16 protein-coding genes and 3 pseudogenes are annotated in these 14,046 nt (G+C 64.0%); 7 read left to right on the top strand and 12 right to left on the bottom strand.

The annotated features are described in order from the left end of the window. Positions 1 to 16: 16 nt before the first annotated feature. A complete protein-coding gene (locus BST28_RS16720) occupies positions 17 to 679 on the top strand; it encodes a M15 family metallopeptidase (RefSeq protein ID WP_065287349.1) in 663 nt (220 codons plus the stop codon). On the opposite strand, the gene BST28_RS16725 is transcribed toward BST28_RS16720, so the two are convergent. After that, positions 672 to 986 carry an MTH1187 family thiamine-binding protein gene (locus BST28_RS16725; protein WP_019735354.1) on the bottom strand — a complete coding sequence of 105 codons (315 nt, stop codon included), beginning with the start codon at positions 984 to 986 and terminating at the stop codon, positions 672 to 674. The two genes, BST28_RS16720 and BST28_RS16725, sit on opposite strands and share 8 nt — an antisense overlap. Before the next feature lie 52 nt (positions 987 to 1,038). Here BST28_RS16725 and dtd point away from each other — a divergent pair, with 52 nt between their 5' ends. Together dtd and BST28_RS16735 are read left to right on the top strand one after the other, a co-directional pair. Further along, on the top strand, positions 1,039 to 1,470 hold the full coding sequence (gene dtd, locus BST28_RS16730; protein WP_065287348.1) for a D-aminoacyl-tRNA deacylase: 432 nt from the start codon (positions 1,039 to 1,041) through the stop codon (positions 1,468 to 1,470). Between the two features lie 46 nt (positions 1,471 to 1,516). After that, complete coding sequence (locus tag BST28_RS16735) at positions 1,517 to 1,942, top strand: DUF2834 domain-containing protein (protein WP_065287347.1); 426 nt, start codon at positions 1,517 to 1,519, stop codon at positions 1,940 to 1,942. Here BST28_RS16735 and BST28_RS16740 read toward each other — a convergent pair. Further along, a pseudogene (locus tag BST28_RS16740) lies at positions 1,939 to 2,418 on the bottom strand (lipase maturation factor family protein); the annotation flags it as partial. The gene BST28_RS16735 and the pseudogene BST28_RS16740 sit on opposite strands and share 4 nt — an antisense overlap. Before the next feature lie 138 nt (positions 2,419 to 2,556). Here BST28_RS16740 and BST28_RS16745 point away from each other — a divergent pair. Both BST28_RS16745 and BST28_RS23365 read left to right on the top strand, forming a co-directional pair. Then, on the top strand, positions 2,557 to 2,793 hold the full coding sequence (locus BST28_RS16745; RefSeq protein ID WP_272937540.1) for a YlcI/YnfO family protein: 237 nt from the start codon (positions 2,557 to 2,559) through the stop codon (positions 2,791 to 2,793). Next, positions 2,793 to 2,855: pseudogene (locus tag BST28_RS23365) on the top strand (type II toxin-antitoxin system PemK/MazF family toxin); the annotation flags it as partial. The gene BST28_RS16745 and the pseudogene BST28_RS23365, both read left to right, overlap by 1 nt. A 339-nt stretch (positions 2,856 to 3,194) precedes the next feature. Here BST28_RS23365 and BST28_RS16750 read toward each other — a convergent pair. Together BST28_RS16750 and BST28_RS16755 are read right to left on the bottom strand one after the other, a co-directional pair. Then, the gene (locus BST28_RS16750; protein WP_083081972.1) at positions 3,195 to 4,244 is read right to left on the bottom strand and encodes an LLM class flavin-dependent oxidoreductase; all 1,050 of its coding nucleotides are present in this window, start codon (positions 4,242 to 4,244) and stop codon (positions 3,195 to 3,197) included. Positions 4,245 to 4,422: 178 nt separating this feature from the next. Continuing rightward, positions 4,423 to 4,806 (bottom strand): PaaI family thioesterase, encoded by a 384-nt coding sequence (locus BST28_RS16755; protein ID WP_083081974.1) that lies wholly within the window; start codon positions 4,804 to 4,806, stop codon positions 4,423 to 4,425. Between BST28_RS16755 and BST28_RS24140 the strand changes: the two genes are divergently transcribed. Further along, positions 4,774 to 5,007, top strand: a complete 234-nt coding sequence (locus BST28_RS24140; RefSeq protein ID WP_165693085.1) for a hypothetical protein — start codon at positions 4,774 to 4,776, stop codon at positions 5,005 to 5,007. The genes BST28_RS16755 and BST28_RS24140 overlap by 33 nt on opposite strands. A 221-nt stretch (positions 5,008 to 5,228) precedes the next feature. On the opposite strand, the gene BST28_RS16760 is transcribed toward BST28_RS24140, so the two are convergent. From BST28_RS16760 to BST28_RS16795, 8 genes are all read right to left on the bottom strand, one after another. Continuing rightward, positions 5,229 to 5,897 (bottom strand): transglutaminase-like domain-containing protein, encoded by a 669-nt coding sequence (locus tag BST28_RS16760; protein ID WP_083081976.1) that lies wholly within the window; start codon positions 5,895 to 5,897, stop codon positions 5,229 to 5,231. Beyond that, a complete protein-coding gene (locus tag BST28_RS16765; RefSeq protein ID WP_083081978.1) occupies positions 5,894 to 6,994 on the bottom strand; it encodes a BtrH N-terminal domain-containing protein in 1,101 nt (366 codons plus the stop codon). The genes BST28_RS16760 and BST28_RS16765 overlap by 4 nt, the downstream gene beginning before the upstream one ends. 264 nt (positions 6,995 to 7,258) lie before the next feature. Next, positions 7,259 to 8,365, bottom strand: coding sequence for an NDMA-dependent alcohol dehydrogenase (locus BST28_RS16770; protein ID WP_083081980.1), 1,107 nt, complete (start codon positions 8,363 to 8,365; stop codon positions 7,259 to 7,261). 45 nt (positions 8,366 to 8,410) lie between these two features. Beyond that, positions 8,411 to 10,027 carry a fatty acid--CoA ligase gene (locus tag BST28_RS16775; RefSeq protein WP_083081983.1) on the bottom strand — a complete coding sequence of 539 codons (1,617 nt, stop codon included), beginning with the start codon at positions 10,025 to 10,027 and terminating at the stop codon, positions 8,411 to 8,413. 48 nt (positions 10,028 to 10,075) lie between these two features. Beyond that, the gene (locus BST28_RS16780; protein ID WP_083081985.1) at positions 10,076 to 10,486 is read right to left on the bottom strand and encodes an SCP2 sterol-binding domain-containing protein; all 411 of its coding nucleotides are present in this window, start codon (positions 10,484 to 10,486) and stop codon (positions 10,076 to 10,078) included. A 123-nt stretch (positions 10,487 to 10,609) separates the two neighbouring features. Next, positions 10,610 to 11,812 (bottom strand): NAD(P)/FAD-dependent oxidoreductase, encoded by a 1,203-nt coding sequence (locus BST28_RS16785; RefSeq protein WP_079626718.1) that lies wholly within the window; start codon positions 11,810 to 11,812, stop codon positions 10,610 to 10,612. Continuing rightward, positions 11,809 to 13,197, bottom strand: coding sequence for a cytochrome P450 (locus tag BST28_RS16790; RefSeq protein WP_079626717.1), 1,389 nt, complete (start codon positions 13,195 to 13,197; stop codon positions 11,809 to 11,811). Before BST28_RS16790 ends, BST28_RS16785 begins: the two co-directional genes overlap by 4 nt. A 25-nt stretch (positions 13,198 to 13,222) precedes the next feature. After that, positions 13,223 to 13,543 carry a 2Fe-2S iron-sulfur cluster-binding protein gene (locus BST28_RS16795; protein ID WP_083081987.1) on the bottom strand — a complete coding sequence of 107 codons (321 nt, stop codon included), beginning with the start codon at positions 13,541 to 13,543 and terminating at the stop codon, positions 13,223 to 13,225. A gap of 167 nt (positions 13,544 to 13,710) precedes the next feature. On the opposite strand from BST28_RS16795, the pseudogene BST28_RS16800 reads away from it, so the two are divergent. Further along, positions 13,711 to 14,046, top strand: a pseudogene (locus BST28_RS16800) (hypothetical protein); the annotation flags it as partial.

Consider the following 14,046-nt stretch of genomic DNA (forward strand, 5'->3'; position numbering starts at 1 on the left):
AAGCGACAATGGGCACATGGCGACGCTGCGGGCCCTGATCGGTGCGGCGATGATCGCCGTCGGGGCGCCGGCCGGGCCTGCCGCGGCGACTCCGGGATCGGATGTGCCGCCGCTGCCCGCCCCGGCCCGCGCGGCCGGTTTCATCGATGTCCGCAGCGCGGTGCCGGACGCGGTCATCGATCTGCGGTATGCCACGGCGAACAATTTCACCGGCGTGCAGCTGTACCCGGCCGATGCCCGGTGTCTGGTGCACGAGTCGCTGGCACCGGGCTTGGCAGCGGCCGCCGACGCGCTGCGTGGCCGCGGCCGCACGCTGGTGTTCTGGGACTGCTACCGGCCGCACGAGGTGCAGGTGCGAATGTTCGAGGTGGTCCCGAATCCGAACTGGGTGGCCCGGCCGGGGCCGTTGGCCCGCAGCCACGAGACCGGCCGGTCGGTCGACGTGACGACCGCCGACCCGCAGGGGCACCTGGTCGAGATGGGCACTGACTTCGACGACTTCTCGCCGCGCGCCGCGGCATTCGCCGACGGCATCAGCGCGCGGGCCGCGGCCGAACGCGCCACCCTGCGCGAGGCGATGAGCGCCGGCGGCCTCGCGATCTACTCCGCGGAATGGTGGCACTTCGACGGTCCGGGTGCCGGTGTGGGCCGGCCCATCCTCGACGTTGCGGTCAATTAGCGGGTGGCGCCGCCAGGTGCCGCTCCACCGACTCCACCTTGGTATTCATCGCATCGACCGCGCCGGCTCGCCAATCGGCTTTGATCACGGTGCTCACCCGTGGTGATCGGGCCGCCACCGCTTCCACCGCCCGCTGCACCACGGCCATCGCCTCGGCCCAGCTGTCGCTTTCGATCACGGTGAACATCGCATCGGTGCGGTTGGGTAGGCCGGACTCGCGAACGACCCGCACCGCCTCCGCGACGATCTCACCGACTCCCTCGCCCACCCCGAGCGGTGTGACCGAGAACGCCACCAGCACCGACACCTGAGCACCCCTCTCGCTCGCACCACCGTCGAGCCTACCTAGCATCGGGCTCATGCGGGTTCTGGTGCAGCGGGTCTCGTCGGCTCGGGTCTTGGTCGACGGTGATACCGTCGGCGCGATCACACCGGCAGGCCAGGGGCTGGTGGCGCTGGTCGGTGTCACCCACGACGATGACGTGAACAAGGCGCGGCGGCTCGCCGAAAAACTCTGGCAGTTAAGGATTCTCGACGGTGAGCGGTCGGCCGCCGACGTCGGTGCACCGATCCTGGTCATCAGTCAGTTCACGCTCTACGCCGACACCGCGAAGGGCCGCCGGCCGGCGTGGAACGCCGCGGCGCCGGGGACTCTCGCCGAGCCGCTGGTCGCCGCATTCGGCGATGCGCTTCGCGAGTGGGGTGCCCACGTAGAGACCGGCGTCTTCGGCGCGCACATGACGGTGGAACTGGTCAACGACGGTCCGGTGACCGTGCTGCTGGAACTGTGAGCCGAAACCACCGTACGTGTGGCGGCGCGCCGTTAACGTTGGCCGAATGGACAAAGCCGCCAAGATCCGCTGCGCCATCTACGCCGCGATAGCCGTCGTCGCGCTGATCGCCACCTGGAGCCAGAACCTGGCCTACGACTTCGCCGAGGTGTTCCCGCGGTTCCTGCAAGAAACCACGGTGACGCCGGCCTCCCGGTCGATCACCGCCGATATCGTGCTGCTGTTGTTGGCCGCAGCCTTCCTGATGGTGCTCGAAGCGCGCAGGCACAACGTGCGTTTCGTGTGGGCCTACATCGCCGGTGGCTTGCTGATCGCGATCAGCGTCACCTTCCCGCTGTTTCTGATCGCCCGTGAACGGCGGTTGGCGGCGGAGAACTCGGAGACACCAGCGCTGGGCGTCGTCGACAAGGTGCTGCTAACCGTGCTCACCCTGGCGATGGCGGCCGCCGCGTTGTGGATCGACACCCGCTAACGCCCGGGACGAGCCGCCGAGACCGGGGGCAGACAGATGCCCACCTTGCTGCGGTGCCACCACGCCCGATCCCGCCGGCGCTCAGCCGGGGTGGTGAACCGGTAGTCGTACAGCAGGGCTCGCACGTAGCGCGGCGGCTCATCGGGAAACGGGTTGTGTCGCAACAGTCGCAGCGTATCCCGATCATTGCGCAGCAGACGTTGCAGCAGTGCTTCCCGCCACGGCAGCGCGTACGCCGGCGACAGCGCCGCGAACCACATCAGCCAGTCCAGCCGAAGGTGGTAGGGCGCCCATTGCCGCGGCAACCGGTCGATCGCACCGGGTTTGCCCTTGAACTGGTATTCCCGCCAGACAGTCGTCTCGGTGAGTTCAGCATCGTCGGTTCCCTCGATCACCACTTCTCGGCGGGAACGACCGACCGTCCCGAACGCCCCGTAGGTGTTGACCAGATGGAAGGGGTTGAACGAGGCGTTCATTGCTGACAAGTCGGGAATCTACCCGCTCTGTTCAGGCTGCGGCCGAACGGATTCGACCCCAGCAGAGCCGAGGCGTGAGCGCCTTGGCCGTAGCATATGCGGCTTTTAAGTGCATACCAAACTGGTTCCATCTATGAAATGAGCACACAAATTGTAGTCCGCTTACCCGACGAGATCGTCGCTTTTATCGATGACGAGGTCCGGGGACAACACGCCCGCAGCCGTGCGGCTGCCGTGGTACGGGCGCTGGAACGGGAACGTCGCCATCGTCTCGCCGAACGGGATGCGGAGATTCTCGCGGCCGGTATGTCAGCGCCGAACGATGTGGATGCGCTGGCCGGCCACTCGGCTCGTACCTTCCTCGACATCGACTGATGCGACCAATCCACATCGCACAGCTTGACAAGGCTCGACCCGTCCTGATTCTCACCCGCGAGTAACGGCACGAACAGCACGGCGGGCAGCAACGGCAACACCGGCGCCAGCGGCCAAGCCGGCACCTGAGACCGGCCGCAGCAGGTCGACCGGGTAGCGCTCGCGGTCCTGCCTGGTTGCGGTGTCCCAGCCTGGCCCGCGCGGGCGTGATCTGGCCCTGCCGGGGTCAGCGGCGCCACCTTCGGGCCCGGCATGCCCGGCCAGAACGGTCCGACCGGACCCTCCTCCGGCTAACCGCGCCAGCGGCAGCACCGGGCTGTAGTTGAAGATCGGGGACTGAGCTAAAGGCGCACTAGATGCGGCCGCGGGGGGCCGGGTCGACGTGGGCGGCAATGCTTGGATCAGGTTGAACGTGGACTGGACCGCCCTGGCGACATCGAAGCCGGCGAGCATTCTCGGATGATGCTGTCGAGATTTTGCTGCACGCGTTCCGGGGCAATGCCGACCGATGGTGAATACAGCATGATGTGGTCGAGGACGCCTTCGTAGCGTCTTAGTTGTTCACGGACTTGGTGTGCCGTCCCTGCGACGCCCATGGTGTCGATCATCTCCTCGGACACCGCGGCGAACATCGCCGGGAAATCGCGTCGGGTGAATGCATCCCGAATGGCTCGTCCCTCGGTGGTGAAGCCGTTCACGTCGAGCACCAACTCGTAGGACTTGACCGCGGAGTAGAACGCGATCTGTTGCGCCAGTTCGCGTCTGGCGACTTCGGCATTCTCGTGGATGGAGCACATGACCATGGATACGATTTCGACCTCGCTGGGGTCACGGTCGGCGTGCGCCGCGCCCTTGGCGACGGCGGGACGGACGATCTCCTGGACGTAGGTGGTGGTGAACAGCGGGTGCCCCGCGAGGCCGTCAGCCACCCGCCCGGCCGCCTCGCACATCCGGGGTCGGACACCGGCGGTGATGATCGGGATCGGCCGACTCGGGGGCTGCATGTCGCCGGTTGGAATGAGGTTCATCGTGTAGAAGCGACCCTCGTGATGGACCGGACCTTCGTGCAGGTTCCAGATGCGGCGCAGCAACATGACGAGTTCCTCCATCCGCAGCGCAGGTGCGGAGGCGTCGGGCACGCCGTGCCAGTCGCTCATCATCCGTTTGGTCCCGTTGCCGATGCCGAGCACCAGTCGTCCGTCGGAGAGTTCGTCGAGGTCGCGCGCCTCGGTGGCCAGCACCAGGGGGCTTCGGCCGACGCCGTAGAGAACGGAGGACCCGATCCGGCAGTTCTCCGTGCAGTTCGCCATCGCGGCCATCGAGATCGACCCGGAGCGGTTGTAGAACTCCGAGGCCCATACCGCGTCGAATCCGGCCGCGTCGGCGGCCTGTGCGGTCTGGGCCAGTGACTTCAAATCCGCGCCGAGAACCGACAGGCCGTAGGTGCTCATATCTCGTCTCCTGAACGCGGGCGAAGGCCGTCGAACATGACGGCGCTGATTGGACACCGTCTCGTCGAGGTGATCCTCGGCGACCAGGTACATGAGTGCGTTGATGGTGACCGCGCCGAGCGGGGCAATGGACGTGGGTCGCGCATCGCCAGGCGTGCGGCACCTTCAAAGCTGGTGCTCAGGATCTTCCCTCCCGGGGCGATCCCACAATGCAGCGTGTCGAAGTCGCCTTCTGCATGGAACTAGTGAAGTGCGCCAGCGTGACGACGACGAATAACCCAGACGCGGACGCGACTAGCTGACCGGTAGTCTCCTCGCGCAATTCTGTCCGGACTTCGAGTTTCCGGCCGGTCTTGGACACCAGCTCCGCGCTGACCTCGTAGGGGACCCCCAGCAACACCGGCGCGTAGAACTCGGTATCGAACTTGCGGGTGACGGCCATCTCACCGACGACGTAGAGCAACATGCCCACCATGTCGTCGAGTACGGTCATGACTGCGCCGCCATGTGCGATACCGGGTGCGCCGCGATGTCTGCCGTCGAAGATATGCCTGGCACTCACCCCGTCGCCATGCCGACGCGCTCGCAGGCGATGACCGTGCGGATTGTCTGTGCCGCAACCAAGGCACCACGGGTGGTGCGCATCGAGGTAGTCGCCGTCGGCGGCGACAGCACGATTCTGAAAGGTCTGCCACCATGCGATGGCCGAATCTTCTTCCGCTTGCTCTTCGATGACGAAACCCTCCTAAATAGACCCTCGTAGCGCGTGGTTCACCCCGCGACTGAAGAATTGCGCCGGCGTCAGCGCTGATCGCCGGTAGATATGTATGTAGGACTCGTTAGCCCGCCGAGATCATCGCTGCGGCACACCTTCCGATTAGGACACTGTCGGCTATCTGGTCCTGCCCGTAATCCCTTGGACTGCAGTGTATTCATAGCCGGCCAGATCGCGTCACAATGAACTGGCACACAGTCCGCAGCGCCTCACAACTCCTGGGAGAAGGCGTCACGCTCGGCTTCGGCGCCAGCCATGAGCGGGCCGTACCGGTGATGCAACTCTGTAACGATGTCGGTGAAGGGGAGATCGTGGTACCAACCGCGGTCGTTGAGGTACTCCATGTGTTGGCTTCCCCCACCGTCGTAGGCATGGAGGAGCGCATCGGTGTGGCCGTCGAAGTCGATCGGAGGTACACCGAATCGCGCGCAGAGCTCGGCATTGAACGCCGGAGTGGCCTTCACCCAGCGGTTGTTGAGTTGTAATTCGCTATATCCGTGGTAGACGAACACGTCGGTACCTCCCATCCGGGCACGCAATGTGGTGGTCTGCAGATGGTTGCGCACGTCCGCGAATCCGAGCCGGGCCGGAATGCCCGCCGCACGAGCTGCCGCGGTCAGCAGCACCGCCTTCGGTATGCAATACGCCCTCGACGCTGTCGCTACATAGCTCGCCCGATAATGCTCGGGATCGTCGTCGGTGCTATAGGGATCGTACCAAATCCTGTCCCGCACAGCGGTGAAGATCAACCTCGCCTTCTGCACAGGGTCACGAACGTCACCGACCGCGTCCTCGGTGAAGCGCTGTACATCGTCGTGCTGCCAATCGAGGAACCCAGTTGTCTCCAGGAAACTCGATTCGTTTGAAGTGTCGCTCACAGATAGCCTTTCAGATAAGCCTCGAGGCCGGTATCGACAGTGCCAACGGATCGACTGGCCGTTTCGAGGGCTTCGACGAGGCGTGTTTCGGAGTCCGGGATCGTCGCGGCGATTTTGGCCGCAGCGAGACTACGACTCCGTAGCGATGTGCCGGCATCGGTGGCTGCGGCCGCAAGCTCAGACCACGCTTGGGAAGCGTGTCGGGCCGCGGCCGCCGCTTCGGCTGCGGCGGCGTCCCCGAGGAGATCGGCGATATTCTGGCAACCTTGTGCTTGCAGCATACGAAAGAGCCCGCCACCGGTTCCGGCTTTCTCGATGAACGCCCCGAGCCCGAACAATGCCGCGGTCAGGGCGTCGTCATCAAACACCGTTGGCCAATGCCGTACGTCATCGGCGAACTCCTGCACACCCTTCAAACCGGAAGCCTCGACTTCAGCTGCCTCGATGCGCAGTAGCGGCGCACCTACGGCACCGCCGCGCATGAAAGCTGCGCTCGCGGCTAATGCAGTGGCGGCAATCGGCCCAAGGTCGGGCACTCGCTCCGGCCAGTCGACGTGATATGTGGTGTGCCGGGTCGGTGTAGGGAACCCTACCGAGGACCGCGCCCGGCGCAGGTCGTCATAAGCCACCGTTTGGGTGGTCTCGCGGTCATTATCGACCACATAGGCAACCCCTTGTTCGTCATCATATCCGGTGATGACGATGTCGTGACGGCTCATGTGCAATCGGACGCGCAGGTAAGGAAGTTCGCCGATGTCAGCCCAGACCATGACGGGTCGGCCCTTGTCGACTTCGTCGGTAACAAATGACCATCCCACGTCTGCGTCATCGGTCGATCGCACGACGCAGTTTGCACCAACTCGGGAGAGGTAATTTTGTTCCAGGTCGCTTCCTCGTCCTACCAGGTAGATCTGGGGAAACAACTGCGTAGAGCGGACGTACGAGAAGTCCAAGGCTCCACCGAGGGTGAAGACCAATCCTTCATTGAGTGCTTCTGTCCCCCATCCTAGTTGGGCCCATTCAGTAAGGTCACGCAGCGCACCGGAACCACAGTGCCCTCCCTTCCTATGGGGATAGGGAATTTGAATCCTCGTCATCGCCGCCTCCTCTCTTATCCAATAGCACTGTGAACTCGTCGAAAGCTACGTTCCATCAGGGCTTCCCCGCTGACAGTAGGAGCCAGAACTGGTGACCGGTCCGATCGCAGGCGCGAGCTCGACCGCCTATGCATATGCGGCACATTGCTTTCGATCGCTATTCCCGCATCAAAGCGTCAACGAAGAGTCTTGACCCGCAGCATCTCCATCGTTGTACTGAGCTCGCTTGGTGCCGTTTTGCGGTTCCCTGCTTGGGCTGCTGCATTAGAAGCGGATGAGTCCTCGGATGTTGCGGCCTGATCGCATGTCGGCGTAGCCCTCGTTGATCTGATCGAGGGTGTACTCACGGGTGATCAGCTCGTCGAGTTTGAGGTGTCCGGAGTTGTAGAGTTCGACCAGCCGCGGGATGTCGTGGGCGGCGTTCGACGAGCCGTACAGCGCGCCGCGGATCTGCTTTTCATACAGCGTCAACTCCAGCAGCGAACCCGACATCGACGTGTCTTCGGGGTGCCCGATCGCGGTAACGACCACACGGCCGCGTTTACCGACCAAAGACAGCGCCTCGCCGATGTAGGACCCCTCGGCGACATCGGTGGTCAACACGCAGACGTCGGCGAGCTTGCCGCGGGTGATGTCGCTGATCAGTGACCAAGCCTCATCGATGGAGGCAACGGCATGCGTCGCACCGAAACCGGCAGCTTGCTCACGCTTGAACGCCACCGGATCGACAGCCACGATGGTCAACGCGCCCGCGATGCGGGCACCCTGAATCGCATTCATGCCGATGCCACCGGCGCCGATCACGACCACGGTATCCCCGGCACGCACCTCACCGGTGCGCACCGCCGACCCGTACCCGGTCGTCACACCACACCCGATCAACGCCGCCTTGTCCAACGGTGTCCCGTGGTCAACCTTGACCAAGGAGGCCTTCGGCACCACGGTGTATTCCGAGAACGTGCCCAGCAAGCACATCTGGCCGACATCCTCGCCGCGAGCATGGAAACGGTAAGTCCCGTCGATCTGGGGTCCCATCATGAGCGCCGCACCCAAGTCGCACATGTTGCCCATCCCCCGCGCGCAGTAAGAGCAGTGCCCACACGACGGCAAGAACGTCAGGATCACCGAATCGCCCTCGGCCAGGTCCTCGACACCTGCACCCACCTCGACCACGGTGCCGGCACCTTCATGACCACCGACGACGGGCAGCGGAAACGGCAGATCACCGGTCACCAGGTGCTCATCTGAATGGCACAACCCGCTGGCGGTCAACCGGACCAGCACCTCATCCGCACCGGGCGGATCCAACTCGACCTCCTCGACCTCCCACTTCTCTCCCAAGCCCCAGAGCACGGCAGCGCGTGTTTTCATGTGTGTCCTCTCCTCAACGTCGGTGCTTCCGTAGCAGTGGATGGTTCACGCCAGCGTCTCGACGGCGAGCTCACCGTCGGCATGCTGGCGGCGCAGCTTCTTCTTGTCGAACTTGCCAGTAGACGTCAACGGAACGTCGGCGACGAACGCCCACCGTTCCGGTAGCCACCACTTGGCCACCCGTGCACGCAGGAACTCAGTCAACTCCGCAGCGGTGGCGGTGCAGTCAGCGGCCAGGACCACCACTGCCAGCGGCCGTTCCTGCCACTTGTCGTCGGGCACTCCAATCACGGTGGCGGTGCGCACCGCAGGGTGAGCGGCCAACTCGTTCTCCAGCTCCACCGAGGAGATCCATTCGCCCCCGGACTTGATGACGTCCTTGGAACGGTCGGTCAGCGTGATGAACGCATCCGGGCTGATCGTCCCGACGTCTCCGGTGCGCAACCACCCGTCCGGCGACACCGCCGAAGTGTCATGCTCGTAATACGACCCGGTGATCCACGGGCCGCGGATCTGAATCTCCCCCACCGACAGTCCGTCCCAAGGTTGTTCTGCACCGCTGTCATCAACGATGCGCGCCTGCACACCGGCCACCACCCGGCCCTGGGTTCCCCGCAGGTAAAGGGACCTCTCCGGGGTGTCGGTGTTCCGCGGCAGAGCGACCGCAGCCAGCGGGGAGGTCTCAGTCATCCCCCAGGCCTGCACGATTCGGATGCCCAGTTCGTCATAGGCAGTCATCAACGACCTCGGAACCGCCGAACCACCGCACGCCACCAACTTCAGCGAACTCACGTCGTGGCCGGGATTGTCGCGCAGGTAGTGCAAGACATCGGTCCAGATCGTCGGCACAGCGCCCGCCATCGTCGGCCGGGCCGCCTCGATCATCTCCACCAAAGGCGCCGCCTGCAGGAAACGGTCAGGCAGCAGCAGCTGCGCCCCCGCCATCATCGCCGCATACGGCAACCCCCAGGCATTAGCGTGGAACATCGGAACGATCGCCAACACCGTGTCGTCATGACCGACGCCCAACGCATTCGAGGTGCACGCCGCCTGAGAGTGCAACCACGTCGAACGATGACTGTAGACAACACCCTTCGGGTGCCCGGTAGTACCGCTCGTGTAGCACATCGCTGCGGCCGACCGCTCGTCGACATCGGGCCAGTCGAACGTGCTCGACTGCGCGCCCACCACATCGTCGTAACGAAGGACGTCCTTTCCGCACCCCTGCACTGCGGCAAGGTCACCCGTGCCGGTCACCAACACCGTGCGGACCGAGGTCATCGACGGCAACGCCCCCGCCAACAGGTTCAGCACCGTACCGTCGACGATGATCACCCGATCCTCGGCATGATTGGCGATCCACGTCAGCTGTTCCGGCGGCAGCCGCAGATTCAACGTATGTAGCACCGCACCCATCGACGGCACCGCCGCGTAAGCATCCAGATGCTCCTGGTTGCTCCACTGCAGCGTCGCGACACGCTCATCTCCACAAATGCCGATCTCGCGCAACGCATTCGCCAACCGCGCCGCACGCTGCCCCAACTCATGATACGACACCCCAGAGATCTGTCCGGGTCCGCGTGCGGTCAACACCTCGCGATCGCCATGGACTGCCGCAGCATGGGCCACGATCGCGGGCACCGTCAACGCAACGTCCTGCATCGTGCTCCTCATCGAGAGCCCGCCCGACAACCCTTGATGAGGCGACGGTCACGCATCGATGAGGTCCTGCCGATCCTGACTCTGCAGCATCAACCGGTACTCCGGGAACAGATTCTTGGCCTGCGGGATCATTTTGATCAACTTCGCCGCCGGACCCTTCGCGCGCACCGTCCCCTTGGCCATCGCCATCGTCAGGTTCACCTTCCCCAACCAGAACTTGTTCCCGGTGTCCGCCGACATGAACAGCTCGACATTGGGCACCGCGGTACTGCCCGCTCCCGTCTGCACCACCTTGTTCGGCATGTCCACCGTCACCACTGCGTCCGGATCGGTGTAATGCACCCGCAACACCACACCCGAATTCACGAGCTTATCCGCCAGCCCCTCCTTCTCCAGGCCCCGCCGAAAGATTCCAGCCAGAAAGGTATAGACCTCGTCCTCATCCTTGAACACCGCCATCATCAACCTCCACCAAACTCGTTGTCACAAATGAACATTCGTGATCATCGTCACAGACGTTCCTTTCCGAAATGCAGCCCGAACTCGCTGTCGTCGTACCCATCACCCCAAGGACCCGTCACCTCAGGCGGAGCCGGCGAGCACCAGTTCGGACCGGCCGATGGGGAGTTGCTGCGTGATGATCCGCTTGCTGACCATGAAGTCGCGGGGACGGTTGATGCAGTCGGCGGCAATGAGCTCGCCGGCACGGAGGTAGAAGCAGGTGAAGTCGCGGTCCCTGGTCGGGTCGCCGCTGAGGATGACTTCGTCGTACCCGGTGTTGAGACCGGCGATCTGGAGCTTGAGGTCGTATTGATCTGACCAGAACCATGGAAGCGCTGATATCTTCTTGGACTTCCCGCAGACGGTCGCCGCGGCGACTTTGGCCTGCTCGGCCGCGCTGGGCACGGACTCCAGGCGTATGCGACGGCCGTAACGGGCCATGTCGTGGCTGGCGCAGTCCCCGGCGGCCACGATGGCGGGGTCGCTGGTCCGGGCCTGGTCGTCGATCACGACGCCGTTGTCGACGACCAAGCCCGCGGCCGCGGCGAGCTCGGTGTTGGGCTCAACGCCGATGCCGACAATGACGAGGTCGGCAGGAATCGATTCGCCACCGGCCAGGATTACTTCGCGGATCCTGCCGTCGCCAGACAATGCCTTGACCAGCGCGCCCGTCCGGATGTTGACGCCCTCCTCGCGGTGGATCCGGTCGAAGAACGCCGATACCTCGGGCGCGGTGACCCGTTCGAGGACGCGCTCGGTCGCCTCAATCACGGTGACCTCCAGACCCAGTGCACGCAACGAGGCGGCCGTCTCCAGTCCGATGTAGCCGCCGCCGACGATCACAGCCCGACTCCCGGGGCTGGTGGCCTCGCGGATCATCTCGACGTCCGCGGCGGTGCGTAGGTAGAAGACTCCGGCCAGGTCGGCTCCCGGGGTAGGGAGCCGACGAGGGCGGGCGCCAGTGCACAGCGCGAGCTTGTCGTAGGGCAATGCGTCGCCGGTGTTCAGCGAGAGCTGACCCGCCGAGCGGTCGATCGCCTCCACCGTCGCATCCAGGAGTTGGATTCGCTGCTTGGTGTAGAACTCGGCGTTGCGGATCGCGAGCTCGTCGACTGTGCACTTCCCGGCCAGATATGCCTTCGACAGCGGAGGGCGTTGGTAGGGCAGCGCCGCCTCGTCGCCGATGAGGACGATCTCACCGGTCCACCCTTCCTGGCGCAGACTGGCCGCGAGTTGGGCCCCGGCATGGCTGGCCCCGACGATGAGCGTCCGCTCCAACGTCATGTGGCGGATTTCGGGGTGAGTCGGACCATCATCTTGCTGATACCCCTCACGAAGTTGGACTGCACGTACTCGGGTTCGCCGACGACCTCGATGTTGTCGAAGCGCGGAAGCAGCTCCTCCCAGAGAATCCGCAGCTGCATCTCGGCCAGCCGGTTGCCCATACAGCGGTGGATGCCAAAGCCGAAGGAGATGTGGTTGCGGGCGTTGGCCCGGTCGATGATCAAGTCGTCGGGTCGATCGAACACGCGCTCGTCGCGGTTGCCCGACGCGTACCACATCACGACCTTGTCGCCCTTGCGAATGAACTGCCCGTTCAGCATAGTGTCCGCCTTGGCGATCCGGCGCATATAGGCCAACGGTGTCTGCCACCGGATGACCTCCGAGACCATGTTGGGGATCAGGTCGGGGTTTGCCTTCAGCTTCTCGAACTGATCTGGGTACCGGTTCAACGCGAGAACACCGCCGCTCATCGAGTTCCGGGTGGTGTCGTTGCCTCCGACGATCAGCAGCACAAGGTTGCCCAAGAACTCCATCGGTCGTTTGATCAGATCCTTGGTGCTCTCGTTGCTCTGCAGCATGGTGATCAGATCGAAGCCGGGTTCCTCTCCGGCAGCTGTCCGGGCCGCCTTGTCGTGCCAGTGCTCGCTGAGACCTCGCGCCATGTCGCGCATGCCTGCGAACGTCTCGTCAAGGTCCGAGGGACCGCCATTGGCTTGCTCCATCGAGGTTGCCAGATCTGACCACTCGACGAGTTTGCGACGCTGCTCGTACGGGAAGTCCAGGAGGGTTGCAAGCATCCGCGCGGTCAACTCGATCGAGACATTCTGCACCCAGTCGAACGGCCGATCCACGGGCAGGTTGTCCAGCACCTCCTGCACGCGTGATCGAATCAGACCCTCCATCTCACGCAGGTTCTTGGGCGCGACCACCCCTTGGACAGCGGCCCGCTGCCTGTCGTGGCGTGGCGGATCCATCGCGATGAACATCGCGACATCAAGGAAACGAGGCGGGGCCCCGATGATGATGAAGGGCTCGGAGGAGAAGACCTCATGGTTCTTCTCGACGGCCACGATGTCGGCATGCCGCATGACGGACCAGAACGGACCGAACGGACTGTTGGGCTGATAGTGGACCGGAGCTTCGTTGCGCAGGCGCTCGTAGTATGACTGCCAGCGCCCCTGACGATAGAGGAAAGGGTTGCTGAGGTCGATGTCGGCGAGTTCGACGTCCTCGACCGGTGGGATGGGGCTCTCGGCGAAGAGCCTTTTCCCGTTCGTTCCGGTCACCAAACGCCGGGTCTTGTCATACAGGTGTGCGCCTTGAATCTGCAGGTCCATCGGGATGGTCGCCTGCACTTTCTCGGTGATTGCTTCAGAAACCTTCATTACGTCTTATCCGTCTCTCTCGTCGCTACAGTTGGAACTCGGGCAGATGGACGATCAAGCCGTCCCACGCCTCAGAGACCTGCATCTGGCAGGACAGCCGAGAGGTCGGCTGACGCTCGGGGTTCATCGCGAGCATCTCTTCTTCAACGGCGCCGGAGGAGCCGACCTGATCGGACCACTGCGGATCGACGACGACGTGGCAGGTCCCGCACGCCGCTTCGCCTCCGCAGTCGCCGTCGATGCCAGGCACTGCATTGTTGGTCGCGACCTGCATGAGTGACTGGCCTTCCTCGAGAGGCACCTGGTGCTTGTCGCCGTCGTGGGAGACAAAAGTGACAACGGCCATTACCGACTCCTCTTAAGTTGCCCTGAATGTGAATACTTGTTAACAGGATTGTCCAATCCGAGCGCTTCCGCTATGTTTGCGCGGATCAGGAACTTGTGGATTGGGCTCAGGGGGCACGATCGGTGAAGTTCAGCAACGCCGGTGTGCCTCCGGTCGCGTTCGTGCAAATGCTGGAGAGCCAGGCACTCGACCCGGACGCCGTCGCGCGGCTTCGCACCATCATGGCGCGCGAAGGAACCGACGAGGCGACGCTGATTGAGCGGGATGTCCAGGCCCCGTTACGGTGGTTCCGGGAGGTCTACCCCGATCTCGACGTCGACCGGGCAACCCTGCTCGGCTTCGCGTTCGCCGGACAGGCCCAGTTGACATCCTTCGGCCCGTTGAGCGTCCCGCTGGTCAGCGCAGGCTCGGTAGCCGAGATCGTCGGAGGAATTGTCAAATCCTGTGGATCGGTGAGTTTCAGGCGACCTCCGTTCCGGCGGGTTGGGCCTCGGTCGGTGCTG

It is taken from the genome of Mycolicibacter kumamotonensis, assembly GCF_002086285.1.
Lineage (GTDB): Bacteria > Actinomycetota > Actinomycetes > Mycobacteriales > Mycobacteriaceae > Mycobacterium > Mycobacterium kumamotonense.

What these genes read in the sequence shown, in the direction of transcription:
- BST28_RS16780 (WP_083081985.1), bottom strand. Translation starts at nt 10,486, where the DNA reads ATGGCGGTGTTCAAGGATGAGGACGAGGTCTATACCTTTCTGGCTGGA.
- BST28_RS16790 (WP_079626717.1), bottom strand. Translation starts at nt 13,197, where the DNA reads ATGAAGGTTTCTGAAGCAATCACCGAGAAAGTGCAGGCGACCATCCCG.
- BST28_RS16785 (WP_079626718.1), bottom strand. Translation starts at nt 11,812, where the DNA reads ATGACGTTGGAGCGGACGCTCATCGTCGGGGCCAGCCATGCCGGGGCC.
- BST28_RS16765 (WP_083081978.1), bottom strand. Translation starts at nt 6,994, where the DNA reads ATGACGAGGATTCAAATTCCCTATCCCCATAGGAAGGGAGGGCACTGT.
- BST28_RS16720 (WP_065287349.1), top strand. Translation starts at nt 17, where the DNA reads ATGGCGACGCTGCGGGCCCTGATCGGTGCGGCGATGATCGCCGTCGGG.
- BST28_RS16775 (WP_083081983.1), bottom strand. Translation starts at nt 10,027, where the DNA reads ATGCAGGACGTTGCGTTGACGGTGCCCGCGATCGTGGCCCATGCTGCG.
- BST28_RS16795 (WP_083081987.1), bottom strand. Translation starts at nt 13,543, where the DNA reads ATGGCCGTTGTCACTTTTGTCTCCCACGACGGCGACAAGCACCAGGTG.
- dtd (WP_065287348.1), top strand. Translation starts at nt 1,039, where the DNA reads ATGCGGGTTCTGGTGCAGCGGGTCTCGTCGGCTCGGGTCTTGGTCGAC.
- BST28_RS16735 (WP_065287347.1), top strand. Translation starts at nt 1,517, where the DNA reads ATGGACAAAGCCGCCAAGATCCGCTGCGCCATCTACGCCGCGATAGCC.
- BST28_RS16770 (WP_083081980.1), bottom strand. Translation starts at nt 8,365, where the DNA reads ATGAAAACACGCGCTGCCGTGCTCTGGGGCTTGGGAGAGAAGTGGGAG.
- BST28_RS24140 (WP_165693085.1), top strand. Translation starts at nt 4,774, where the DNA reads ATGTCTGCCGTCGAAGATATGCCTGGCACTCACCCCGTCGCCATGCCG.
- BST28_RS16750 (WP_083081972.1), bottom strand. Translation starts at nt 4,244, where the DNA reads ATGAGCACCTACGGCCTGTCGGTTCTCGGCGCGGATTTGAAGTCACTG.
- BST28_RS16745 (WP_272937540.1), top strand. Translation starts at nt 2,557, where the DNA reads ATGAGCACACAAATTGTAGTCCGCTTACCCGACGAGATCGTCGCTTTT.